The sequence below is a fragment of the Buttiauxella brennerae ATCC 51605 genome (assembly GCF_001654925.1).
Lineage (GTDB): Bacteria > Pseudomonadota > Gammaproteobacteria > Enterobacterales > Enterobacteriaceae > Buttiauxella > Buttiauxella brennerae.
The window spans coordinates 205,251-228,612 of sequence record NZ_LXER01000029.1; the positions used below are offsets into that span (position 1 = coordinate 205,251).

23 protein-coding genes are annotated in these 23,362 nt (G+C 50.5%); 13 read left to right on the forward strand and 10 right to left on the reverse strand.

Going from position 1 to position 23,362, the window contains the following annotated elements; genetic code table 11:
• Positions 1 to 43: 43 nt before the first annotated feature.
• The 6 genes from ibaG to mlaF form a co-directional block, all read right to left on the reverse strand.
• Complete coding sequence (gene ibaG, locus M975_RS16525; protein ID WP_034459734.1) at positions 44 to 298, reverse strand: BolA family iron metabolism protein IbaG; 255 nt, start codon at positions 296 to 298, stop codon at positions 44 to 46.
• A gap of 125 nt (positions 299 to 423) precedes the next feature.
• Positions 424 to 726 carry a lipid asymmetry maintenance protein MlaB gene (gene mlaB, locus M975_RS16530; RefSeq protein ID WP_064560999.1) on the reverse strand — a complete coding sequence of 101 codons (303 nt, stop codon included), beginning with the start codon at positions 724 to 726 and terminating at the stop codon, positions 424 to 426.
• On the reverse strand, positions 726 to 1,355 hold the full coding sequence (mlaC, locus tag M975_RS16535; RefSeq protein WP_064561000.1) for a phospholipid-binding protein MlaC: 630 nt from the start codon (positions 1,353 to 1,355) through the stop codon (positions 726 to 728). Before mlaC ends, mlaB begins: the two co-directional genes overlap by 1 nt.
• An 18-nt stretch (positions 1,356 to 1,373) precedes the next feature.
• Entirely contained in the window at positions 1,374 to 1,925 is a 552-nt protein-coding gene (gene mlaD / locus M975_RS16540; protein WP_064561001.1) for an outer membrane lipid asymmetry maintenance protein MlaD, read from the reverse strand.
• Positions 1,926 to 1,929: 4 nt separating this feature from the next.
• The gene (gene mlaE / locus M975_RS16545; RefSeq protein WP_064561002.1) at positions 1,930 to 2,712 is read right to left on the reverse strand and encodes a lipid asymmetry maintenance ABC transporter permease subunit MlaE; all 783 of its coding nucleotides are present in this window, start codon (positions 2,710 to 2,712) and stop codon (positions 1,930 to 1,932) included.
• Positions 2,713 to 2,719: 7 nt separating this feature from the next.
• Positions 2,720 to 3,535, reverse strand: coding sequence for a phospholipid ABC transporter ATP-binding protein MlaF (mlaF, locus tag M975_RS16550; RefSeq protein ID WP_064561003.1), 816 nt, complete (start codon positions 3,533 to 3,535; stop codon positions 2,720 to 2,722).
• A 231-nt stretch (positions 3,536 to 3,766) separates the two neighbouring features.
• Between mlaF and M975_RS16555 the strand changes: the two genes are divergently transcribed.
• The 11 genes from M975_RS16555 (at position 3,767) to npr (ending at position 11,819) form a co-directional block, all read left to right on the forward strand.
• Entirely contained in the window at positions 3,767 to 4,744 is a 978-nt protein-coding gene (locus M975_RS16555) for a calcium/sodium antiporter (RefSeq protein ID WP_064561004.1), read from the forward strand.
• A 14-nt stretch (positions 4,745 to 4,758) separates the two neighbouring features.
• Complete coding sequence (gene kdsD / locus M975_RS16560) at positions 4,759 to 5,745, forward strand: arabinose-5-phosphate isomerase KdsD (protein WP_064561005.1); 987 nt, start codon at positions 4,759 to 4,761, stop codon at positions 5,743 to 5,745.
• 16 nt (positions 5,746 to 5,761) lie between these two features.
• On the forward strand, positions 5,762 to 6,328 hold the full coding sequence (gene kdsC / locus M975_RS16565; RefSeq protein ID WP_064561006.1) for a 3-deoxy-manno-octulosonate-8-phosphatase KdsC: 567 nt from the start codon (positions 5,762 to 5,764) through the stop codon (positions 6,326 to 6,328).
• Positions 6,325 to 6,900 (forward strand): LPS export ABC transporter periplasmic protein LptC, encoded by a 576-nt coding sequence (lptC, locus tag M975_RS16570; RefSeq protein WP_064561007.1) that lies wholly within the window; start codon positions 6,325 to 6,327, stop codon positions 6,898 to 6,900. The genes kdsC and lptC overlap by 4 nt, the downstream gene beginning before the upstream one ends.
• The gene (gene lptA, locus M975_RS16575) at positions 6,869 to 7,426 is read left to right on the forward strand and encodes a lipopolysaccharide ABC transporter substrate-binding protein LptA (RefSeq protein WP_064561008.1); all 558 of its coding nucleotides are present in this window, start codon (positions 6,869 to 6,871) and stop codon (positions 7,424 to 7,426) included. The genes lptC and lptA overlap by 32 nt, the downstream gene beginning before the upstream one ends.
• A 6-nt stretch (positions 7,427 to 7,432) precedes the next feature.
• Positions 7,433 to 8,158 (forward strand): LPS export ABC transporter ATP-binding protein, encoded by a 726-nt coding sequence (lptB, locus tag M975_RS16580; RefSeq protein ID WP_064561009.1) that lies wholly within the window; start codon positions 7,433 to 7,435, stop codon positions 8,156 to 8,158.
• Positions 8,159 to 8,262: 104 nt separating this feature from the next.
• A complete protein-coding gene (rpoN, locus tag M975_RS16585) occupies positions 8,263 to 9,699 on the forward strand; it encodes an RNA polymerase factor sigma-54 (protein WP_064561010.1) in 1,437 nt (478 codons plus the stop codon).
• Positions 9,700 to 9,721: 22 nt separating this feature from the next.
• Complete coding sequence (gene hpf, locus M975_RS16590; protein ID WP_064514104.1) at positions 9,722 to 10,009, forward strand: ribosome hibernation promoting factor; 288 nt, start codon at positions 9,722 to 9,724, stop codon at positions 10,007 to 10,009.
• Between the two features lie 141 nt (positions 10,010 to 10,150).
• Entirely contained in the window at positions 10,151 to 10,642 is a 492-nt protein-coding gene (gene ptsN / locus M975_RS16595) for a PTS IIA-like nitrogen regulatory protein PtsN (RefSeq protein WP_064561011.1), read from the forward strand.
• A gap of 53 nt (positions 10,643 to 10,695) precedes the next feature.
• Positions 10,696 to 11,550: an RNase adapter RapZ gene (gene rapZ / locus M975_RS16600; protein WP_064561012.1), complete on the forward strand. Its 855-nt coding sequence runs from the start codon at positions 10,696 to 10,698 to the stop codon at positions 11,548 to 11,550.
• Positions 11,547 to 11,819 carry a PTS phosphocarrier protein NPr gene (gene npr / locus M975_RS16605; RefSeq protein ID WP_034459769.1) on the forward strand — a complete coding sequence of 91 codons (273 nt, stop codon included), beginning with the start codon at positions 11,547 to 11,549 and terminating at the stop codon, positions 11,817 to 11,819. The genes rapZ and npr overlap by 4 nt, the downstream gene beginning before the upstream one ends.
• Position 11,820: 1 nt before the next feature.
• On the opposite strand, the gene mtgA is transcribed toward npr, so the two are convergent.
• The 4 genes from mtgA to mnmL form a co-directional block, all read right to left on the reverse strand.
• Positions 11,821 to 12,549 (reverse strand): monofunctional biosynthetic peptidoglycan transglycosylase, encoded by a 729-nt coding sequence (mtgA, locus tag M975_RS16610; protein WP_064561013.1) that lies wholly within the window; start codon positions 12,547 to 12,549, stop codon positions 11,821 to 11,823.
• Positions 12,546 to 13,199 carry an isoprenoid biosynthesis glyoxalase ElbB gene (gene elbB, locus M975_RS16615; RefSeq protein ID WP_064561014.1) on the reverse strand — a complete coding sequence of 218 codons (654 nt, stop codon included), beginning with the start codon at positions 13,197 to 13,199 and terminating at the stop codon, positions 12,546 to 12,548. Before elbB ends, mtgA begins: the two co-directional genes overlap by 4 nt.
• A gap of 236 nt (positions 13,200 to 13,435) precedes the next feature.
• Positions 13,436 to 15,784 carry an aerobic respiration two-component sensor histidine kinase ArcB gene (arcB, locus tag M975_RS16620; protein WP_064561015.1) on the reverse strand — a complete coding sequence of 783 codons (2,349 nt, stop codon included), beginning with the start codon at positions 15,782 to 15,784 and terminating at the stop codon, positions 13,436 to 13,438.
• 61 nt (positions 15,785 to 15,845) lie between these two features.
• Positions 15,846 to 16,778, reverse strand: coding sequence for a tRNA modification radical SAM protein MnmL/YtqA (mnmL, locus tag M975_RS16625; RefSeq protein WP_064561016.1), 933 nt, complete (start codon positions 16,776 to 16,778; stop codon positions 15,846 to 15,848).
• 680 nt (positions 16,779 to 17,458) lie between these two features.
• On the opposite strand from mnmL, the gene gltB reads away from it, so the two are divergent.
• Positions 17,459 to 21,916, forward strand: coding sequence for a glutamate synthase large subunit (gene gltB, locus M975_RS16630; protein ID WP_074388390.1), 4,458 nt, complete (start codon positions 17,459 to 17,461; stop codon positions 21,914 to 21,916).
• Positions 21,917 to 21,925: 9 nt separating this feature from the next.
• The gene (locus M975_RS16635; protein WP_064561017.1) at positions 21,926 to 23,344 is read left to right on the forward strand and encodes a glutamate synthase small subunit; all 1,419 of its coding nucleotides are present in this window, start codon (positions 21,926 to 21,928) and stop codon (positions 23,342 to 23,344) included.
• The last annotated feature ends 18 nt before the right edge of the window (positions 23,345 to 23,362 follow it).

Here is a 23,362-nt window from a genome sequence, read left to right on the forward strand (position 1 = left end):
CTCTATTAAATGCAAATCGTTACAACCCGCCGTGGCGAATTGCTCAAAAACCATTAAGTTTACGATCGCGATCCCACTCTTGCGGAGTGTAGGTCTTGATGGAAACCGCATGAATACGGTTATCAGCAATCAGTTCCATCAATGGCGCATAAACTGTTTGTTGCTTCTTCACGCGACTTAACTCGGCGAATAACTCACCCACCGCAATCACCTGAAAATGGCTACCATCGCCTGAGACGTGGACTTCCTGGAGGGGCAGTGCGTTCATCAGCACTGTCTGAATTTCATGATTTTCCATGGGATATAATTCGTCGGTTAAGGAAACAAGCCACACATCTTAGAGGAAAGTGGCGTTGTCTTAAATAAGCAAAAAGCCCCTGATCTCAATAGATCAGGGGCAATGATAGTAACGCTATGAAAACATTAGCCTGCAAAAGCAGGAAGGATGTCTTCTGGCAGGTTATAAAGTTTGGTTAGCGTCTGTAAATTATCGCTGGCGCCCTGCAGTTCAATCTCAACGTTTTGGCGTCTGACAAAGGCCACAAGATGAATCAAAAGCGCGACACCTGAAGTATCAACACGCGATAATCCCGAAAGATTAAGAACCTTAATACCTGCCATGATTTGCTCACGCTGGTTCCATAAAGGCCCCACCGTATCGCTATCTAACTCACCCGCCAGATGCAGCGTTGCTGCTTCACGCTGCCAGTTAAGTTCGCCCGCCATTACTTTTTCGTTTCCAGAGTAATAGGCAGTTTAGAGATTGATTGCAGCTGAGCCGTCAAACCATCGATGCCTTTGGTGCGCAGGATATCACTCCACTCATTTTGCTTAGTGGTAATCATGCTGACACCTTCTGCAATCATGTCGTAAGCCTGCCAGTTGCCTGTCTGGGTATTTTTACGCCACTGGAAATCAAGACGAACTGGAGGACGGCCGTTTGGATCAACGATAGTCACACGAATCGCCAGAATAGTGGCATCACCCAAAGGCTGCTCAGGTGCGATTTGGTAGGATTGCCCGTTATACATGGCAAGTGCCTGACCATATGCTTGTTTCAGGTACTCTTCAAACGCTTTGAAGTAGGCGTCGCGCTGCGCAGGCGTTGCGTCTTTATAATAGCGACCTAAAACCAGTGCACCCGCATATTTCACCTGCACATATGGCAGCAGTTCCTGACCAACAATGTCACGCAGATAGTTTGGGTTCTGACGAATTTTAGGTTGTTCGGTTTTCAGACGATCAAAAGTTTTTTGCGCCGCTTCGCCCATCAGTTTGTATGGGTTACTTTGATCCGCAGCATTCGCCAGTGGTGCGATAACCAGCATGGCAATCATAATAAGTCGTTTAAACATAAAACTTTTCCTCTTAGATTAGTGCGTGGTGCCGGGCTGTGGCGCTGCACTATTTTTCTCTGAATCCTGCGATGAGGAATCCCCTGAGTTCTGATTATCGGAATTACCGCTTTTATACAAGAATTGGCCAATCAGGTCTTCCAGCACCAAGGCTGATTTCGTGTCCTGAATCGTGCCGCCCTCTTTAAGGATAGATGAACCGAGTTCAGGGTCATCAAAACCGAGGTTCAGCGCAAGGTATTGCTCACCCAGCAAACCTGAAGTGCGGATAGCAAGCGAACTGGTATCCGGGATATGGTCATAGCGTTGTTCAATATCCAGAGTCACGCGAGGTAAGTATGTTTTCGGATCAAGAGTGATGTCATCAACACGGCCAATCACCACGCCACCAAGGCGCAATGGAGAACCGTTTTTCAGGCTACCGATGTTATCAAACGTCGCGTAAACCCGGTACGTCGGCTCACTGCGCAGTGAAGTGACGTTTGCCACTTTCAGACATAAAAAGACAATGGCAGCCAGCGCGATAATCAGAAATGCCCCAACCCCAGTTTCAAATTTCTTAGTTTGCATGAACTTAATTCCCAAACATCAGTGCAGTGAGCACAAAATCCAACCCCAAAACGGCCAGTGAAGCGTGCACAACGGTTCTTGTTGTTGCCCGGCTAATCCCTGCGGACGTAGGAATAGCATCATAGCCATTGAATAGTGCAATCCAGGTTACTGTTATCGCGAACACCACGCTCTTGATAACACAGTAAATCAGATCGGTACGCCAGTTGACGGCATCTTGCATCGCCGACCAGAAGAAACCGGCATCGATTCCCTTCCAGTTCACGCCGACCAGTGCGCCACCCCAAATACCCACGGCAACAAAAATAAGCGTCAGCAATGGCAATGAAATGACACCAGCCCAAAAGCGAGGAGACACAACGCGGCGTAAAGGATCAACCGCCATCATTTCCATGCTGGAAAGCTGTTCTGTCGCCTTCATTAAGCCAATTTCTGCGGTCAGAGCAGAACCTGCACGCCCGGCGAACAATAACGCGGCCACAACAGGGCCCAACTCCCGCAACAATGACAAAGCAACCAACATGCCCAGACTTGATTCTGCACTATAGGTTGTCAGCACCAGGTAGCCTTGCAGGCCAAGCACCATGCCAATGAACAAACCGGAAACCACGATAATCAGCAGCGATAATACGCCGACGTTATACAACTGACGAATCAGCAGTGGCGCGTGTTTGCGGAACTCAGGTTTCCCCACCAGCGCATTAAAAAGCATTATCCCGGCCCGGCCGAATGACGCGCAGGTTTTCAGTCCCCGCCGCCCGAACGATGCCAGTGCATTAAAGAGCATGAGTCACTTAACTCCCTGTTTTTGATAATAGGTCATTCCGATAATCCGTTGCCGGATAGCGGAACGGTACAGGCCCATCGGCAATACCATCGAGGAACTGACGTACTCGTGGGTCGCTATTTTCACGCAAGCCTGTAGGCGTCCCTTCAGCCACAATGTGCTGATCTGCAACAATATAGGCGTAATCGGCAATGCTCAGCACTTCAGGCACGTCGTGTGAAACCACGATACAGGTGACGCCCAGAGCGCTGTTTAATTCGGAAATCAATTTGACCAGCACACCCATGGTAATCGGGTCCTGACCAACGAATGGCTCATCGAACATAATGAGATCGGGTTCGAGTGCAATGGAGCGAGCAAGCGCTGCTCGTCGGGCCATACCACCAGACAGTTCGTTAGGCATCAGTTTAGCCGCGCCACGCAATCCCACCGCCTCAAGTTTCATCATGACGGTGCTATGCAGCAACTCTTCCGGCAAACGGCGATGCTCGCGAAGCGGGTAAGCGACGTTCTCAAAAACATTGAGATCGGTAAACAACGCGCCGGACTGAAATAACATGCTCATGCGTTTACGAACGTTGTACAAACGCGAACGCGACATTGCCGGTACGTTTTCACCGTCAAACAGGATTTCACCACTATCCGGCTGAATTTGACCGCCAATCAGCCGCAGCAGTGTCGTCTTACCGATTCCTGAAGGACCCATTATGGCGGTAATTTTGCCACGAGGCACGTTCAGCGAAATATTGTCAAAGATGCGCCGAGTGCCGCGGGTAAACGTCACACCGCGAATTTCGACCAGATTCGTCTGCGTCTGGCTCATCATCTTTCCTTTTATCAATTTCACGGACCAGGTATTGAATGGGAACACCGCCCCAACCCAACATTTTTACAGAATAGTACCTGCTCCAGGTAGCAAAAACTGGCATTTGTTTTACTTTTCTGCCACATAAAGTCAGAATTAAGAATTCCTACCATAGCCTACAGAACTGTATGCTCCGCCGGCACTTTCACAGCGCAAGACCGGCGATTATACCTGAATAAAGGATTTTGCATGCTGTTAGCTACAGCTCTGTTAATTATCGGTTTGCTTTTAGTCGTCTATGGTGCCGACCGTCTGGTGTTTGCGGCTTCAATACTTTGCCGCAGTTTCGGGGTCCCACCGCTGCTTATTGGTTTGACCGTCGTCAGCATCGGTACCTCATTGCCTGAACTTATCGTCGCAAGCACTGCTGCGCTGCATGGTCAGTTGGATTTAGCGGTGGGCACAGCGTTAGGTTCAAATATCACCAATATCTTACTGATTCTCGGCTTAGCGGCACTTTTGCACCCTTTTACCGTGAATTCCGATATTCTACGGCGTGAATTACCCCTAATGTTAGTCGCAAGCGGCGTTATCGGATGGCTTCTTTTCGATAATCAGTTAAGTCGCATTGATGGCGTAATACTGATTGCAGTCGCTATAGCGTATCTGTTGTTTACGATTAAAATAGCGCGCCTCGCCGGCAATGAAGGTGCCGACAACCTGACCCGCGAGCAGCTGGCAGAACTTCCTCGTGAGGGGAGCCGACCTGTCGCCTTTTTATGGCTTGCCGTTGCGTTAATTATTATGCCGATGGCCACGCGTATGGTTATCGACAATGCCAGTGTGGTCGCGCATTACTTCGGTGTGAGCGAGCTTGTGATTGGGCTGACGATTATCTCTGTCGGCACGAGCCTGCCTGAACTTGCCACAACGATCGCGGGTGCCCGTAAAGGCGAAGATGATATTGCGATAGGTAATATCATTGGCTCGAATATTTTCAATATCGTGTTGGTGCTGGGTATCCCGGCGTTAATTGCACCGGGTGAAATAGACCCTTACGCCTTTACCCGGGATTATTGGGTGATGTTGGTCGTAAGTGCCATTTTCGCGGTACTTTGCTGGTGCAGGGCTCGCTCTATCGGCAAGACGGCAGGCGCTCTGTTAACATGTAGTTTCTTCGTATGGATTGTGATGCTGTGGTTTTCTGCATCACCGGTCGTAGGGTAAACGGAACGGAAATTATGTCACAGATAGATTTGCAACCGGGTTTTGACTTTCAGCAAGCAGGCAAAGAAGTACTGAAGATTGAACGTGAAGGCCTGGATCAGCTCGATCAATACATCAACACAGACTTCTCTGCGGCCTGTGAAAAAATGTTCTATTGCCAGGGCAAAGTCGTCGTTATGGGCATGGGTAAATCTGGCCATATCGGTAAAAAAATGGCGGCAACGTTTGCCAGTACTGGCACACCGTCGTTTTTCGTACATCCTGGTGAAGCAAGCCACGGCGACCTGGGCATGGTTAGCGCACAAGATATCGTGATTGCTATCTCTAACTCTGGCGAGTCAAACGAAATCTTGGCGCTGATCCCGGTTCTCAAACGCTTACAGGTGCCATTAATTTGCATCACCAGCCGCCCGGAAAGCTCGATGGGCAAAGCGGCCGATGTCCATTTGTGTGTCAAAGTCCCGCAGGAAGCGTGCCCGCTAGGCCTGGCTCCAACATCCAGCACCACGGCCACACTGGTAATGGGTGACGCTCTGGCTGTTGCCTTATTGAAAGCTCGCGGCTTTACCGCAGAAGATTTTGCACTTTCTCACCCAGGCGGTGCATTGGGACGTAAACTGTTACTACGTGTCAGTGACATTATGCACAGCGGTGACGAGATCCCCCATGTCAGTAAAGATGCATCTTTGCGCGACGCGTTGCTGGAAATTACGCGCAAAAATATGGGGATGACCGTAATCTGTGACTCCCTGATGAAAATCGAAGGGATCTTCACCGATGGTGACTTGCGTCGGGTCTTTGATATGGGCGTTGACCTCCACTCCCTGAATATTGCAGATGTCATGACCGTTGGCGGAATTCGTGTTCGCCCAACATTACTGGCGGTTGATGCACTGAACTTGATGCAGTCTCGCCATATTACCTCGGTACTGGTTGCTGATGGCGACCAACTACTCGGTGTGGTACATATGCACGACATGCTGCGCGCAGGCGTGGTTTAACAAAGGATTAGCATTAATGAGTAACCATGAAGCGTCACTTGCCACCTGCTACGGTCCGGTAAGCACGCACGTGATGGAGCGGGCAGCCAACGTGCGCCTGCTCATTTTAGACGTTGACGGTGTGATGTCTGATGGCCTGATTTATATGGGCAATAGCGGCGAAGAGCTGAAAGCATTCAACGTGCGTGACGGTTATGGCATTCGCTGCGCGCTGACTTCCGATATCGAAGTCGCCATCATCACTGGGCGCAAAGCAAAACTGCTTGAAGACCGCTGTGAAACGCTGGGCATTACCCATCTCTATCAAGGGCAGTCTGACAAGCTTCTGGCTTTTCACGATCTCCTGGGTAAGCTCAACATTCCGGCGGAGCAAGTTGCCTATGTCGGTGATGATTTAATCGACTGGCCTGTAATGGCGAAAGTCGGTTTGAGCGTGGCGGTATCTGATGCTCATCCACTGCTTATTCCCCGTGCCGACTACGTTACCCGCATTGCTGGCGGCCGTGGGGCAGTGCGCGAAGTCTGCGATCTCCTTCTATTGGCACAAGGAAAGCTTGATGAGGCCAAAGGGCTATCTATATGAGTAAGACCAGACGTTGGGTTATCATCCTGCTTTCATTGCTGGCGTTGGTGCTAATTGGCTTTAATCTGGTCGATAAAGACACCGTTGCACCTGTGACGGTAAACAGCAACGAGCCAACCTATAAAAGTGAACATTCCACGACTCTCGCCTACAGTCCTGAAGGGGCTCTAAATTATCGGCTGGTCGCGGAACACGTTGAATATTTTTCCGATACCGCCGTTTCGTGGTTCACCAATCCGGTGATGACACAGTACGACGAAAACAAAGTTGCGACCTGGTCATTACGAGCAGATCGCGCCAAACTGACTAACGATCGGATGCTGTATTTGTATGGGAATGTGGTGCTGACTGCTCTGACACCAGATTCCCAGCTACGCAAAATTACCACGGACAATGCGCAGGTTAATTTAGTCACTCAGGATGTTGCCTCTGATGACCAGGTAACCTTGTACGGAACCAGCTTTAACTCCACCGGCCTCAAAATGCGTGGAAACTTACGCAGCAAAAATGCCGAGCTGATTGAAAAGGTTAGAACATCCTATGAAATCCAGAATAAACAAACTCAGCCTTAATTTAGTACTGACGAGTACGCTTTTAGCCGCCAGTTTTTCGGCATTTGCGCTGACGGGTGATACCGACCAGCCGATTCACATTGAATCTGACCAACAGTCGCTGGATATGCAAGGCAACATCGTCACTTTCACCGGCAACGTTATCGTGACGCAAGGCAGTATCAAAATTAACGCCGATAAAGTCGTTGTAACCCGTCCAGGCGGCGAGGAAGGCAAAGAAGTGATTGATGGCTATGGTAACCCAGCCACTTTCTATCAGATGCAAGATAGCGGTAAGCCAGTCAATGGACACGCAGCGACCATGCACTATGAGCTGCAAAACGACTTTGTGGTACTGACCGGCAACGCTTATCTCGAGCAGGTCGACAGCAACATCAAAGGCGACAAAATTACCTATCTGGTTAAAGAGCAGAAAATGCAGGCCTTTAGCGAGAAAGGTAAACGAGTCACCACCGTTCTGGTCCCTTCTCAATTGCAGAAAAAAGACGGCCAGGCTCCGGCACCTGCCCCGAAAAAGAGTAACTAATTCGTTATGGCTACTTTAATTGCAAAAAACCTCGCCAAAGCCTACAAAGGCCGCCGCGTTGTAGAAGATGTCAGCCTGACCGTTAAGTCCGGAGAAATTGTGGGTTTGCTTGGCCCTAACGGTGCGGGTAAAACCACAACCTTTTACATGGTTGTAGGGATTGTGCCGCGCGACGCTGGTAACATCATTATTGATGATGAAGATATCAGCCTGCTGCCGCTTCATGCTCGTGCCCGTCGTGGTATTGGCTATTTGCCGCAGGAAGCGTCTATCTTCCGCCGCTTAAGCGTGTTTGACAACCTGATGGCTGTCTTGCAGATCCGTGACGATCTTTCCGCCGAGCAGCGTGAAGATCGCGCCAATGAGCTGATGGAAGAGTTTCACATCGAACATTTGCGTAATAACCTCGGGCAGTCTCTGTCTGGTGGTGAACGCCGTCGTGTCGAAATTGCCCGCGCATTGGCCGCAAACCCGAAATTTATTCTTTTGGACGAACCTTTTGCAGGTGTTGACCCAATCTCCGTCATCGACATCAAGCGAATTATCGAGCATTTGCGCGATAGCGGCCTTGGTGTGCTGATTACCGACCATAACGTACGCGAAACGTTGGCCGTGTGTGAACGCGCTTACATCGTCAGCCAGGGCCAGTTAATTGCCCATGGCACGCCTGCGGAAATCCTGGAAGATGAGCATGTTAAGCGCGTCTATCTGGGCGAAGAGTTCAGACTCTGATAGGGTAGGAAGTATAACTATTAATACTCTGGGTAAATCGAGTTGCCCACGTTCCAGCAACTCGAAGTATGACGAGTATATACCTGAGGAAGTTCGCTCTGAATATGAAGCAAGGTTTGCAATTAAGGCTTAGCCAACAACTTGCTATGACTCCCCAGTTGCAGCAGGCCATTCGTCTGTTACAACTGTCGACGTTAGAGCTACAGCAAGAACTTCAGCAAGCACTGGAAAGTAACCCACTGCTTGAGCAAACCGATCTGCATGAAGAAATTGAAACTCAGGAAGTTCGTGAAAATGAAGCTTTAGACACTCGTGAGGCGCTTGAACAAAAAGAGATGCCTGACGAGCTGCCGCTGGATACCAGCTGGGACGAGATCTACACCGCAGGCACGCCATCAGGAACGGGATCCGATTACAGTAGTGATGACGAGCTGCCGGTTTATCAAGGGGAAACAACCCAGTCACTTCAGGATTACCTGATGTGGCAGGTCGATCTCACCCCGTTCTCTGATACCGATACAGCCATTGCGACATCTATTGTCGATGCTGTCGATGAGATGGGCTATCTCACGGTTTCGCTGGAAGAAATTCTGGAAAGCATGGGCGATGACGAAATCACGATCGACGAAGTGGAAGCGGTACTCAAACGCGTCCAGCGTTTTGATCCTGTTGGCGTTGCCGCACGCGATCTCCGCGATTGCTTGCTCATCCAACTTTCTCAGTACGCCAGAGAAACACCCTGGCTGGTAGAAGCACGCCTGATCGTCAGCGATCATCTGGATCTGCTGGCCAACCATGATTTCCGTAGCCTGATGCGCGTCACGCGCCTGAAAGAAGAAGTGCTGAAAGAGGCAATGTGCCTGATTCAGTCTCTTGATCCACGTCCAGGGCAATCCATTCAAACCAGCGAGCCCGAATATGTTATTCCCGATATTCTGGTGAAAAAAACTCAGGGGCGCTGGACGGTAGAACTGAATGCTGACAGCATTCCACGCCTTAAAATAAACCAGCAGTACGCTGCAATGGGCACAAATGCCCGCAATGACAGCGACTCACAGTTTATTCGCAGTAACCTGCAAGAGGCCAAGTGGCTAATTAAGAGTCTTGAAAGCCGCAACGATACGCTGCTGCGCGTCAGCCGTTGCATCGTTGAGCAGCAACAAGGCTTTTTTGAGCATGGCGAAGAACACATGAAACCGATGGTTCTGGCTGATATCGCTCAGGTGGTCGAGATGCATGAATCGACCATTTCCCGTGTGACGACGCAAAAATATTTGCATAGCCCACGCGGAATTTTTGAATTGAAGTATTTCTTCTCAAGCCATGTGAATACCGAAGGTGGAGGCGAAGCCTCTTCAACGGCGATTCGGGCATTGGTGAAGAAATTAATTGCGGCGGAAAACCCTGCGAAACCACTGAGTGATAGCAAGTTAACGACTATGCTATCGGCTCAGGGGATCATGGTTGCACGCCGCACTGTTGCGAAGTACCGAGAGTCTTTATCCATACCACCGTCAAACCAGCGTAAACAACTGGTGTGACTTAACCGATAAGGAAGACACTATGCAGCTCAACATTACAGGACAAAACGTCGAAATCACTGACGCACTGCGCGATTTTGTGAGTACGAAGTTTGCCAAACTGGAGCAGTACTTCGATAGAATTAACCAGGTCTACATTGTGTTAAAGGTGGAAAAGGTCACGCACATTGCTGACGCAACGCTCCATGTAAATGGGGGTGAAATACATGCCAGCTCAGATGGGCAGGATATGTATGCGGCAATTGATGGTTTGATTGATAAACTGGCACGCCAGTTAACCAAACATAAAGATAAACTAAAACAACACTAATAATCCGGGCAACTGTTTCAGCATATAGCCATTAGTTTTCGAGTTGCAGGCGTGTGGCTGTAACTAAAAAGATGATGGGTATAGACGGCTCGTTACCAGGAGTAACGGGCCGTTAGCATAACAGGGGGCTTAGGTGAACTTATGATGAACAACGATTCTGCTCTACAACTTAGTCATGTCCTGAACAAGGAATGTACGCGTACCAATGTACATTGCCAAAGTAAAAAACGTGCGCTGGAAATCATCAGTGAGCTGGCGGCGAAGCAACTCGGCCTGCCACCACAAGTGGTCTTTGAAGCTGTGCTGACGCGTGAACGCATGGGCAGTACCGGCATCGGTAATGGTATCGCCATTCCCCATGGGAAACTGGAAGAAGATACCACCCGCGCTGTTGGGGTGTTTATTAAACTCGAAACGCCTATCGCCTTCGACGCTATTGATAATCAACCCGTAGATTTGATGTTTGCGCTGCTGGTACCAGCAGATCAAACAAAAACGCATTTACATACTTTGTCCCTGGTGGCTAAACGCCTGGCAGACAAAACAATTTGTCGACGCCTGCGTTCAGCACAGAGCGATGAAGAGCTTTATCAGATCATTACCGAAACAGAACAAGGTAGTGAAAATGAATAATCTGGCTGCGGTTATCTTGATGCCACAGCAAGAGAAGTTGGGGGAGTGATAAAATGGTGCTGATGATTGTCAGCGGCCGCTCTGGTTCAGGGAAGTCTGTAGCCTTGCGTGCACTAGAAGATATGGGATTCTACTGCGTAGATAACCTACCAGTGGTGCTGTTGCCTGATCTTGCCAAAACTCTCGCAGAGCGAAAAATTTCTGCGGCAGTCAGCATCGATGTGCGTAACATGCCGGAAAACCCGGAAATTTTTGAACAGGCGATGACCAATCTGCCTGATTCATTCTCGCCGCAATTATTGTTCCTCGATGCCGATCGCAACACGCTGATTCGTCGTTATAGCGACACGCGTCGTTTGCATCCGCTTTCCAGCAAAAATCTGTCGCTGGAAAGTGCAATTGATGAAGAAAGTGACCTGCTGGAGCCACTGAAATCCAGAGCTGACTTGATCATCGACACCTCTGAAATGTCGGTACATGAACTCGCGGAAATGCTGCGTACGCGCCTGCTTGGTAAACGCGAGCGCGAACTGACGATGGTGTTCGAATCCTTCGGCTTTAAACACGGTATCCCGATCGATGCGGACTACGTGTTTGACGTGCGCTTCTTGCCAAACCCGCACTGGGATCCAAAACTGCGTCCTATGACCGGTCTTGACAGGCCTGTTGCGGCGTTCCTCGACCGTCACACCGAAGTGCATAACTTTATCTACCAGACGCGCAGCTATCTTGAGCTATGGTTACCTATGCTGGAAACTAATAACCGCAGCTATCTGACTGTGGCGATTGGCTGTACTGGCGGTAAACACCGTTCGGTATATATTGCTGAGCAACTGGCAGACTACTTCCGCTCACGCGGTAAAAACGTGCAATCCCGTCACCGTACGCTGGAAAAACGCAAAACATGACCGTAAAACAGACCGTTGAGATAACCAACAAGCTGGGCATGCACGCACGCCCGGCGATGAAACTGTTCGAACTGGTGCAAAGCTTTGATGCCGAAGTGATGCTGCGTAATGAAGCAGGTACGGAGGCTGAAGCTAACAGCGTGATTGCCCTGCTGATGTTAGATTCAGCCAAGGGTGGTCATATTGAAATTGAAGTCACCGGGCCGGAAGAAGAACAAGCATTGAATGCCGTTATCGCGCTGTTTAATTCCGGGTTTGATGAAGACTAACTCACTTCAATTCATTCTGCGCCAGGAACGATTCGCCACCTAGCTGGCGCATCTGGCGCAAAATCCATTGCTGCCGCTGCCGTACATAGCCTGAAGGCGCATTCGCTTTAAAGCGAATAGGATTGGGTAATACTGCGGCGAGCAATGCAGCTTCCGATGCTGTCAGACGACTTGCAGGTTTATGGAAATAGCGCTGTGACGCTGCTTCCACGCCAAAAATCCCTTCGCCAAATTCCGCAATATTCAGGTAAACCGTCAAAATGCGGCGCTTAGTCCAGACCACTTCCATGCCGAGTGTTAACCCAGCCTCAAGACCTTTTCGCACGTAGCTACGACCATCCCACAGGAACAGATTTTTAGCTGTCTGTTGAGAAAGTGTCGAGGCACCACGAACGCGGTTTTCATTGCGTTCATTGTGAGCCACAGCCTTTTCGATAGCCGCAACATCAAAGCCCCAGTGGTCAGGGAATTTCTGATCTTCTGCTGCAATAACCGCAAGCCCCATCCACGGTGAGATTTCATCCATGCTGACCCAATCAGAATGTGCCACATAGCCAAAATCACCTGAGAACCAGGCACTGAATTGCCGTTCTACCATCACTGCCGAAAATGGCACCGGTAAAAAACTAAACAGAATAATTCCCGCCAGCCAGATCCCTGCCAGCGCCAGAACGCCGCGTAACAACCAGCGCTTGAGAAGAGGCCAAAGCGCAAAACGCCCTTTCCTCATGCCGTTAGATCCAGAACGCGAGCCACCAGCTTCTCGATACCCATCGCGGCCTCATCAATGCGCGTCGCCAGCATATAAGCAGGCGTCGTCACGACTTTATGCTCTTCATCAACCACGATGTCATCGACCGGGCAAGGGACGTGTTCAGCCCCCATCTCTTCGACTATTTCTGCGGTATCAATATCGGTACCAATGGTTAAACGTACCGGGACGTCGAGGATTTTTGGCAGCATTACAGGCGCGATGCACATAAAACCGAGCGGTTTTCCCTGAGCATGGCAGTCTCGAACCAGGCGGCGAAAATCAGCATCAACCTGGCATTCAATGCCCTGGCTGGCAAAATCGCACAAATTCTTAGCGGCACCAAAACCGCCCGGAACAATCAGCGCATCCAGTTCACTGGCATCGGCCTGAGCTAATGGAGTGATCGCACCGCGAGTGATTCGCGCCGCTTCTGCGAGCACATTACGATGCTCGTTAACCTTATTATTAGTCAGGTGATTAATAACGTCTGCTTGAGGTTTATCAGGTGCAAAACAAACGGCTTCAGCGCCAGAACGAGCGATTGCCAGCAGGGTAATAACAGCTTCATGAATCTCACTACCGTCGTAAACCCCACAACCACTGAGCACCACACCAATCTTCTTCATTCAGCCATTCCTTTTCATCATGCAATTTTTTATCATCAGTTATGATAATTAGATCGCTATGGTTCACACATTTTACTGATTCACGTAACAATCTATTTAAGATTTGCTATCTTAATGCCTGAGCAGCACACAAGATTATCGGCTGTGCCATTTAGATAAATACTTATAACTCAACGGCGCAGCCTACTTTTTCCCTGGTGTTGGCGCAGAATTCGCGCACCCCGGTTTATCCGGGGTCATTTTTTGGGAGCGTTCGCCACCCAGACCTTCAGAACATCAACATCGTGTTGCCACTCTTGCTTCAACTCTTCAATCCACTCACCGACATTTTCTGACCAGGCTGGTAAGTCCGGAGACTGAATTTGTTGAGCTATTTGCTGCAAGTGACGCAACCCAATGGAACCCGCCGCACCTTTAATTTTATGGCCTTCTTCCACCACGCCTTTTTGGTCGCGAGCCGTCATATTGGAGTCCAGCACACTCAGGTAACCCGGCATCATTTTTTCAAACATCGCCAGCCCATCAGTAATCAGTTTTGGCCCTACTAAGTCCATGTATTGCTCAAGCATCGGGATATCGAGCAATGCTTGTTGCTTTTCGCTATTAACTTGAGGCATTTGAGACTCCTTTTCAGACTCTGACTGTTGGTTGTCCCAGAATTTTTGGATCATCGCCATCAACGCCGGAACTGCGAGTGGTTTGCTTAGCACATCATCCATGCCAGCATCCAGGTACTCTTTTTTATCTTTCAATACGTTAGCCGTCAAGGCTACCAGCGGCGGTAACTCGTCACGCGTGTAACGTGTGGTTAGCTGCCGGGAAATATCCAGCCCGGTCATGTCCGGTAACTGGATATCCAGCAGCACCAGGTCATATTCCCCTGGGGTGAATTTTTCCAGCGCCTCTTTGCCGGTCATCGCAACATCCACGCTGTTGCCCAATTTCTCAAGCACCGAACGCGCAACAATGACGTTGAGTTCAATATCTTCCACCAGCAGAACGTGTAAAGCAGGCAGCGGCATTTCATCATCGTCGAGAGTATCTTCGACTTCATCCGCAACGCGTGGAGCCTGAATGGTCAGGGTAAACAGCGAGCCTTCACCCGGTTTGCTGCTGACGGTAATATCACCGCCCATACTCTTGGCCAGGCGACGCGACACTGCCAAACCGATTCCTGTACCCGTTGCCGGTTTACCACCGTGGCTGTCTTTCACCTGATAGTACATAGCAAAAATCTTGTCTTGCTCATCCTGCGGAATGCCAATACCGGAATCCTGCACTTCGAAGCGAAGCGTATTTTCTTCTTCATACTGCACACGCACAGCGACTAACCCGCCTTTCGGGGTGAACTTCACGGCGTTGCTGATAAGGTTCCACAAGATCTGGCGCAAACGCGTTCCGTCCGTCACGACTTTGTGCGGCAACGGTAGCGTCGGGTTCATTTCAAGCTTCAGCCCTTTTTGCTGCGCCTGTAAACCGGAGAGGTTTTCCAGATCAGCCAGGAAACTGGTGAAATCAATCGGCTGGTTATCAAGCTGAACTTTACGGCGCTCAAGCTTATCCATATCAATGATATCGTTGAAAATATTACCAAGCGTAATCGCTGAAACGTGAATGGTTTTCAGGTAGTTTGTTTGTTCCGGGTTAAGCTCAGTATCCAGCAAGATACGGCTCAAACCGACAATGCCATTGAGCGGTGTACGCAGCTCGTGGCTGATTGTAGAAATGAAGGTGGTCTTGTCACGGCTGGCACGCTCAAGCGCATCCTGGTAGCGTTTACGCTCGGTTATATCGCGACCAAAGCCCATTAACCCGTGGCGTTTACCCACGCGGTCGTAATAAGGCACTTTACGAATTTCAAAACAGGCTTTGCGCCCATCCGGGTAATCCAGCCATTGTTCGTAGGTGAGAGAAACATTGTGGCGGAAGACTTTTTCGTCGGTTTCGATAACCTTCTGCGCCGCTTCTGGCGAATAGACATCTTCCGGTTTCAGGCTGATCAGCTGTTTTTCGCTTTTGCCCGTCAACAGCTCCATCGCACGGTTACAACCCGAAAACTCTTTGTCCTCATTGCGATAGAAAACCAGGTCCGGGGAAGCATCAAGGAAAGAGCGTAAGAATGACGACTGCTGCTCAAGCTGGAGTTGCGTCTCTTCACGCTCCTGCATCTCAACTTTCAACTGCTCGAGCATGGTATGGCGTTCATCTTCAGCTTTAACGCGGTCGGCAATTTCCTGGTTCAACTGTGCAATGTTGTCTTTGAGCTGCACATTGAGTTTTAGATCGCGTTCGCGCATCTCTTCAAGTTTCTGCACCAGCTTTGAAAGCCGCTGGCGCGACTCTTCGAGCTGCTCAACCACCACGGAAAGGAAATAGACGGCCCAGGGCGTAATTAACAGGCCAAAGAAGATAGAACGGACGACATCAATACTTTCAACCTGGCCACGTAACAGCATGGTCACGGCCATTTGCACCACAATAGCCAGCACCACAAGGGCAGAGGCCAGCAACAACGAGAAGCGCACTAATCCGAGCTTCACCATCAAATCAACGTAATATTGTGCCAGTAACCGGATTTGCTTCATGGAACGTTTCCCTCGCTTACAATCTGCTAAATATACCGCAAAAAGATCACACGCTCAGGAATTACAACAGAATTGTCGGGTTCCACGGGGTACCGAGTGCCGAACCTTGCGTACCGTGCTCATTCAGATAGCTGTCAATCGCCCCCATTCCACTCCAGCGGTTCTCACACCACAGCGGTGCCAGCAACGTGGGCCGTCGGGCATTCGCCGAAATGCGATGGAACACAACATCAAGCGGAGTATGGCGAATCATCTCCCCTGCGATGGCCGCATACTCTTCTAATTCAATAGCCTGTAACCGCCCTACCTGCCAGCTTTTGGCCATCGTGCTGCCGTCAACAATGTGTAATGGATGAAGTTTGATGCCATCAACACCGGTCTCAACCACTTTTTCCAGCGTTTCCATACAGTGATCGTGTTTTTCACCCGGCAAGCCGACAATCAAATGGCTGCACACTTTTAAACCCCGATCCCGGGCGCGGCGCGTGGTTTCCTGGTAGCAGGCAAAATCATGCCCACGATTAATACGATGTAGCGTTTTATCATGTGCCGTCTGCAAGCCCAGCTCTAACCAGACCTCATAGCCTTTCTCATGGTATTCGCTTAACAAATCCAGCACGCTGTCCGGTACACAATCCGGGCGTGTGCCAACGCATAGCCCAACAATAGATGCCTTACTGACGGCTTGTTGGTACATCGAACGCAGCACCTGTACTTCCGCCCACGTACTGGTGTACGCCTGAAAATATGCAAGATAGTGTTGTGCACGGTTCACCAACTGCGACTGGCGCTCCAGTTGATCAGCGATAGTGTGGTTTTGTTGGGTTTCATCGGCAAAAGAGGCCACATTGCAAAAAGTACAGCCACCACGCCCAATAGTGCCGTCGCGGTTTGGGCAACTGAAACCGCCGTGTAGCGTGAGTTTATGGACCTTATGGCCGTAACGACGCTGAAGATCCCCACCAAACATATTGACTAATTTTTGTAACTGCATAATCTGATGGGCCGCCCTGTAAAAGGGACGTAGCCTGCCATTTTCTGTCCAATTTAGCGATGACCTGGATCAATCGCTTTGGCGCAGCTTTATCTATTGCATAATAATGCAAAATTAGTGCAATTTTACGCACACAAAAGATGATTACTTTTCCTTATATTGACCCTCTATTTTTAAAGAATATGTGCCCTTGTGAAAAACAGTGGCATACAACACGCCAGACCTCATTGATAGCACAAGATCCTGCCAACTTAAGCATTGCCAGCACGGTCTGGAATTTTGCAGCCCGCCAGATAGTGAGAGAGATCACAATACCCAGGCGATCCTCCTGCCGCTTAAATACGACAAAAATGATAATAAAATGTTTACATTCATGATGTTAAATAGAATTTAGTACATAATCGTATAAATAAGAATGCCATTTGACCTGTGTGCGCTTTCCCGATAACTTGGAAATCCGCTGGAAGCTTTCTGGGTGGGTTCTGTGCCCACCATATTTATGCAGTAATTAAGATTCCCTCTAAAGCAAGTCCTCAATACTTGTGCAACCGGATGCGTTAGACATAAAGAGGGCGACACGCGAGGTGAGCGTAGATGCGCAAACCCCGTCGCCATGCCCTTGCTGCGTCTGGACGCAATCGGTATCGGGAATCACGTAGAGCCTGGGGAGGTTCACTGATATGTTGTACGATAAATCCCTTGAGAAGGATAACTGTGGTTTCGGCCTGATCGCCCACATAGAAGGCGAACCTAGCCACAAGGTAGTGCGTACTGCTATTCACGCACTGGCCCGAATGCAACACCGTGGAGCAATCCTCGCCGATGGTAAAACCGGTGATGGTTGTGGCCTGCTGTTGCAAAAGCCTGACCGTTTCTTCCGAATCGTTGCGGAAGAGCGTGGCTGGCGTTTGGCAAAAAATTATGCCGTCGGCATGATTTTCTTAAACAAAGACGATGCACTGGCTAAAGCAAGCCGTCGTATCGTTGAAGAAGAGTTGCAAAACGAGACCCTGTCGATTGTTGGCTGGCGCGAAGTGCCAACTAACGAAGACGTACTCGGTGAAATCGCCCTCTCCTCAAAGCCTCGCATCGAACAAATTTTTGTTAATGCTCCGGCCGGCTGGCGCCCACGTGATATGGAACGTCGCCTGTTTATCGCCCGTCGCCGCATTGAGAAACGTATCCAGGATAAAGACTTCTACGTTTGTAGTCTCTCCAACCTGGTTAACATCTATAAAGGTCTGTGTATGCCGGCAGATTTGCCGCGCTTTTACCTGGACCTGGCGGACTTGCGCCTGGAATCGGCTATTTGCCTGTTCCACCAGCGTTTCTCCACCAACACCGTACCACGCTGGCCGCTGGCTCAGCCGTTCCGCTACCTGGCACACAACGGTGAAATCAACACCATCACCGGTAACCGTCAGTGGGCGCGTGCGCGTACCTATAAATTCCAGACTCCGCTGATCCCAGATTTGCATGACGCAGCGCCATTCGTGAACGAAACGGGTTCCGACTCAAGCTCAATGGATAACATGCTGGAACTGCTGCTGGCAGGCGGGATGGATATTGTTCGTGCCATGCGTCTGTTAGTGCCACCAGCCTGGCAGAACAACCCGAACATGGACCCGGAGCTGCGCGCCTTCTTCGACTTTAACTCCATGCACATGGAGCCGTGGGATGGTCCGGCCGGTATCGTTATGTCCGATGGGCGCTACGCCGCCTGTAACCTGGACCGTAACGGCCTGCGTCCGGCACGCTACGTTATCACCAAAGATAAGCTCATCACTTGTGCGTCTGAAGTCGGGATCTGGGATTACCAGCCTGATGAAGTCGTCGAGAAAGGTCGTGTAGGCCCTGGTGAGCTGATGGTAATCGATACCCGTATCGGCCGTATTTTGCATTCAGCTGAAACGGATGGCGATCTGAAAAGCCGCCACCCGTATAAAGAGTGGATGGAAAATAACGTTCGCCGTCTGGTGCCGTTTGAAGATTTGCCAGATGAAGAAGTCGGTACACGAGAACTCGATGACGATACGCTGGCCAGTTTCCAGAAGCAGTTCAACTACAGCGTTGAAGAACTGGATTCAGTGATTCGTGTGCTGGGTGAGAATGGCCAGGAGGCAGTCGGCTCAATGGGTGACGATACCCCATTTGCCGTGCTCTCAAGCCAACCGCGTATCATTTATGACTACTTCCGTCAGCAGTTTGCGCAGGTAACCAACCCGCCAATCGATCCGCTGCGTGAAGCACATGTCATGTCGCTTGCGACCAGTATTGGCCGTGAAATGAACGTCTTCTGTGAAGCTGAAGGCCAGGCTCACCGCCTGAGCTTCAAATCGCCAATTCTGTTGTGGTCTGATTTCCAGCAGCTTACAACGCTTGAAGAAGAGCATTACCGCGCAGACACGCTGGACATCACTTACGATGCCGCCGCTCAGTCGCTGCACGAAACGGTTTGCGCACTGTGCGATGAAGCTGAACGCATGGTTCGCAACGGTACGGTTCTGTTAGTGCTGTCTGACCGTAACATCGCGAAAGATCGCCTGCCGGTTCCTGCACCAATGGCAGTAGGTGCGATTCAGACTCGCCTGGTCGAGAAGAATCTGCGTTGCGATGCGAACATTATTGTCGAAACGGCAAGTGCGCGTGACCCGCACCACTTCGCTGTTCTGCTCGGCTTTGGCGCAACCGCAATCTACCCATACCTCGCTTATGAAACGTTGGCGAAGCTGGTTGATAACGGCGCTATCGAAAAATCTTACCGTGCAGTGATGCAAAACTACCGCAACGGCATCAATAAAGGCCTGTACAAGATCATGTCCAAAATGGGCATCTCGACTATCGCCTCTTATCGTTGCTCGAAGCTGTTTGAAGCGGTCGGCCTGCATAAAGAAGTTTCTGAGCTGTGCTTCCAGGGCGTTGTCAGCCGTATTGGTGGTGCAGGTTTCAACGACTTCCAGCAAGACTTGCTGAATCTGTCCAAGCGCGCATGGTTAGCGCGTAAGCCGTTAGATCAAGGCGGCCAGCTGAAATATGTCCACGGTGGCGAATATCACGCTTATAACCCTGATGTGGTTCAGACGCTGCAAAAAGCGGTGAACAGCGGCGATTACAAAGACTACCAAGCGTACGCGAAGCTTGTAAACGAGCGCCCGGTGGCAACACTGCGCGATATGCTCGCACTCGATCCGCAAGGCGAAACGGTCAAAATTGAAGACGTGGAGCCAGCGACTGAACTGTACAAACGCTTTGATACTGCCGCGATGTCTATCGGTGCGTTAAGCCCGGAAGCACACGAATCTCTGGCAGAAGCGATGAACAGCATCGGTGGCAATTCCAACTCCGGTGAAGGTGGTGAAGACCCTGCGCGTTACGGCACCAATAAAGTGTCCCGTATCAAACAGGTGGCTTCTGGCCGCTTCGGTGTGACCCCGGCTTACCTGGTGAACGCCGATGTTATCCAGATTAAAGTCGCTCAGGGTGCTAAGCCTGGCGAAGGTGGTCAGTTGCCGGGTGATAAGGTCACGCCGTATATTGCAAAACTGCGTTATTCCGTGCCTGGCGTTACGCTGATTTCGCCTCCGCCACACCACGACATTTACTCTATCGAAGATTTGGCGCAGCTGATTTTCGACCTGAAACAGGTCAACCCGAAGGCGATGATCTCTGTCAAACTGGTTTCCGAACCTGGCGTTGGCACCATCGCAACAGGTGTGGCGAAAGCCTATGCCGACCTGATTACTATCGCCGGTTACGACGGTGGTACCGGCGCAAGCCCGCTGTCATCAGTGAAATATGCGGGTTGCCCGTGGGAACTGGGTCTGGTGGAAACACAACAGGCACTGGTTGCCAACGGCCTGCGTCATAAGATTCGCCTGCAAGTTGATGGCGGCCTGAAAACGGGCTTAGACATCATCAAGGCCGCGATTCTTGGCGCTGAAAGCTTTGGTTTCGGTACCGGTCCAATGGTCGCATTGGGTTGTAAATACCTGCGTATTTGCCACCTGAATAACTGCGCAACCGGTGTTGCAACTCAGGATGAAAAACTGCGTAAAAACCACTATCACGGCCTGCCATTCAAAGTGACAAACTACTTTGAATTCATTGCCCGTGAAACACGTGAGTTGATGGCGCAGTTAGGCGTGAAGCGCCTGGTTGACTTGATTGGCCGTACCGAACTGCTCAAAGAGCTGGAGGGTTTCACTGCCAAACAACAAAACCTGGATCTGTCTAACCTGCTGAAAACGGCTGAGCCTATGCCGGGCAAAGCAGTGTACTGGACCGAAACGAACCCGCCGTTTGATAAAGGTGACCTGAACGCTCAACTGCTCGCTCAGGCGAAACAGTATGTGGATGACAAACAGAGCAAAACGTTCTGGTTTGATATCCGCAACACCGACCGTTCTGTCGGCGCTACGCTGTCTGGTTATATCGCACAGCATAACGGTGACCAGGGTCTGGCTGCCGATCCGATTAAAGCGCATTTCAGCGGTACTGCCGGGCAGAGTTTCGGCGTGTGGAATGCCGGTGGCGTTGAACTGCACTTGACTGGCGATGCCAACGACTACGTCGGCAAAGGTATGGCAGGCGGTTTAATCTCGTTGCGTCCTCCGGTGGGCTCCGCCTTCCGCAGCCACGAAGCGACCATCATCGGTAACACCTGTTTGTACGGTGCAACAGGCGGCAAACTTTATGCTGCTGGCCGTGCGGGTGAGCGTTTCGCAGTGCGTAACTCCGGTGCTATTACCGTTGTTGAAGGCATTGGCGATAACGGTTGTGAATACATGACTGGCGGTATCGTCTGCGTCATCGGTAAAACAGGGGTGAACTTCGGTGCGGGTATGACCGGTGGTTTCGCTTACGTGCTGGATGAAGACGGTGATTTCCGTAAACGCGTTAACCCTGAGCTGGTTGAGCTTATCAATGTTGAAGAACTGGCCATCCACGAAGAACACCTGCGCGGTATGATTACCGAGCATGTGCAACTGACGGGTTCCCAGCGCGGTGAAGAAATTCTGGCTAACTGGCCGGCATTTGCCCCGAAATTCACGTTGGTTAAACCTAAGTCCAGTGATGTCAAAGCATTGTTGGGTCACCGTAGTCGCTCTGCAGCAGAGCTGCGGGTACAGGCGCAGTAAGAGGTCACGATGAGTCAAAACGTTTATCAATTTATCGACTTACAGCGCGTAGATCCGCCAAAGAAACCGCTCAAGATCCGTAAAATTGAATTTGTGGAAATTTACGAGCCGTTCTCAGAAGGCCAGGCCAAAGCACAGGCAGATCGCTGCCTGTCTTGCGGTAACCCGTACTGTGAATGGAAATGCCCGGTTCATAACTACATTCCAAACTGGCTGAAACTGGCCAACGAAGGGCGCATCATTGAAGCAGCTGAATTGTCCCACCAGACAAACAGCCTGCCGGAAGTGTGTGGCCGAGTTTGCCCACAAGACCGTCTTTGCGAAGGTTCTTGTACGCTGAACGACGAGTTTGGTGCCGTCACCATCGGTAACATCGAGCGCTATATCAACGATAAAGCGATTGAGATGGGCTGGAAACCCGACCTGACTGGCGTGAAACAAACCGGCAAACGCGTGGCTATCATCGGTGCTGGCCCTGCTGGGCTTGCATGTGCTGATGTGCTGGCGCGTAACGGTGTGAAAGCGGTGGTTTATGATCGTCACCCTGAAATTGGTGGCCTGCTGACCTTCGGTATTCCAGCGTTCAAGCTGGAAAAAGAAGTGATGACCAAACGCCGTGAGATCTTCGGCGGCATGGGTATCGAATTTAAGCTCAACACCGAAGTTGGCCGTGACGTTCAGATTGACGACCTGCTTAAAGAGTATGATTCCGTATTCCTTGGCGTGGGGACTTATCAGTCAATGCGCGGTGGTTTAGAGAATGAAGACGCAACAGGCGTGTTTGACGCCCTGCCGTTCCTCATTGCTAACACCAAAAAGATCATGGGCTTCGGTGACTCACCAGAAGAGCCGTATGTGAATATGGAAGGCAAGCGTGTCGTGGTACTTGGCGGTGGTGATACTGCGATGGACTGCGTACGTTCTTCTATTCGCCAGGGTGCAACGCACGTCATCTGTGCTTACCGCCGTGATGAAGAGAACATGCCAGGCTCTAAGCGCGAAGTGAAAAACGCGCGCGAAGAAGGTGTGGAATTCCAGTTTAACGCACAGCCATTAGGTGTTGAAACTAATGCCAACGGTAAAGTATCGGGCGTGAAGTTTGCCCGCACCGAGCTGGGTGCTCCGGATGCCAATGGCCGCCGTCGCCCGGAAATCGTTGCCGGTTCAGAGCACGTTGTACCTGCTGATGCGGTCATTATGGCGTTCGGTTTCCGCCCACACGCTATGCATTGGCTGGAAAAACACAGCGTTGAGCTGGACAGCCAGGGTCGTATTATCGCCCCGGAAGGTAGCGAAAATGCATTCCAGACCAGCAACCCGAAAATCTTTGCTGGCGGCGACGCCGTTCGTGGTTCTGACCTGGTTGTAACCGCTATTGCTGAAGGCCGTAAAGCCGCTGATGGGATCCTGAACTTCCTCGAAGTTTAACGAACCGCCGATGTTAAA

Excerpts from the sequence above, each read along its gene's own strand:
- rpoN (WP_064561010.1), top strand. The coding sequence starts at position 8,263 with ATGAAGCAAGGTTTGCAATTAAGGCTTAGCCAACAACTTGCTATGACT.
- M975_RS16555 (WP_064561004.1), top strand. The coding sequence starts at position 3,767 with ATGCTGTTAGCTACAGCTCTGTTAATTATCGGTTTGCTTTTAGTCGTC.
- lptA (WP_064561008.1), top strand. The coding sequence starts at position 6,869 with ATGAAATCCAGAATAAACAAACTCAGCCTTAATTTAGTACTGACGAGT.
- mlaB (WP_064560999.1), bottom strand. The coding sequence starts at position 726 with ATGGCGGGCGAACTTAACTGGCAGCGTGAAGCAGCAACGCTGCATCTG.
- mlaD (WP_064561001.1), bottom strand. The coding sequence starts at position 1,925 with ATGCAAACTAAGAAATTTGAAACTGGGGTTGGGGCATTTCTGATTATC.
- M975_RS16635 (WP_064561017.1), top strand. The coding sequence starts at position 21,926 with ATGAGTCAAAACGTTTATCAATTTATCGACTTACAGCGCGTAGATCCG.
- arcB (WP_064561015.1), bottom strand. The coding sequence starts at position 15,784 with ATGAAGCAAATCCGGTTACTGGCACAATATTACGTTGATTTGATGGTG.
- lptC (WP_064561007.1), top strand. The coding sequence starts at position 6,325 with ATGAGTAAGACCAGACGTTGGGTTATCATCCTGCTTTCATTGCTGGCG.
- mlaF (WP_064561003.1), bottom strand. The coding sequence starts at position 3,535 with ATGAGCCAGACGCAGACGAATCTGGTCGAAATTCGCGGTGTGACGTTT.
- mtgA (WP_064561013.1), bottom strand. The coding sequence starts at position 12,549 with ATGAGGAAAGGGCGTTTTGCGCTTTGGCCTCTTCTCAAGCGCTGGTTG.
- mlaC (WP_064561000.1), bottom strand. The coding sequence starts at position 1,355 with ATGTTTAAACGACTTATTATGATTGCCATGCTGGTTATCGCACCACTG.
- lptB (WP_064561009.1), top strand. The coding sequence starts at position 7,433 with ATGGCTACTTTAATTGCAAAAAACCTCGCCAAAGCCTACAAAGGCCGC.
- mlaE (WP_064561002.1), bottom strand. The coding sequence starts at position 2,712 with ATGCTCTTTAATGCACTGGCATCGTTCGGGCGGCGGGGACTGAAAACC.
- ibaG (WP_034459734.1), bottom strand. The coding sequence starts at position 298 with ATGGAAAATCATGAAATTCAGACAGTGCTGATGAACGCACTGCCCCTC.
- mnmL (WP_064561016.1), bottom strand. The coding sequence starts at position 16,778 with ATGCAGTTACAAAAATTAGTCAATATGTTTGGTGGGGATCTTCAGCGT.
- kdsC (WP_064561006.1), top strand. The coding sequence starts at position 5,762 with ATGAGTAACCATGAAGCGTCACTTGCCACCTGCTACGGTCCGGTAAGC.
- npr (WP_034459769.1), top strand. The coding sequence starts at position 11,547 with ATGACCGTAAAACAGACCGTTGAGATAACCAACAAGCTGGGCATGCAC.
- elbB (WP_064561014.1), bottom strand. The coding sequence starts at position 13,199 with ATGAAGAAGATTGGTGTGGTGCTCAGTGGTTGTGGGGTTTACGACGGT.
- rapZ (WP_064561012.1), top strand. The coding sequence starts at position 10,696 with ATGGTGCTGATGATTGTCAGCGGCCGCTCTGGTTCAGGGAAGTCTGTA.
- hpf (WP_064514104.1), top strand. The coding sequence starts at position 9,722 with ATGCAGCTCAACATTACAGGACAAAACGTCGAAATCACTGACGCACTG.
- gltB (WP_074388390.1), top strand. The coding sequence starts at position 17,459 with ATGTTGTACGATAAATCCCTTGAGAAGGATAACTGTGGTTTCGGCCTG.
- ptsN (WP_064561011.1), top strand. The coding sequence starts at position 10,151 with ATGATGAACAACGATTCTGCTCTACAACTTAGTCATGTCCTGAACAAG.
- kdsD (WP_064561005.1), top strand. The coding sequence starts at position 4,759 with ATGTCACAGATAGATTTGCAACCGGGTTTTGACTTTCAGCAAGCAGGC.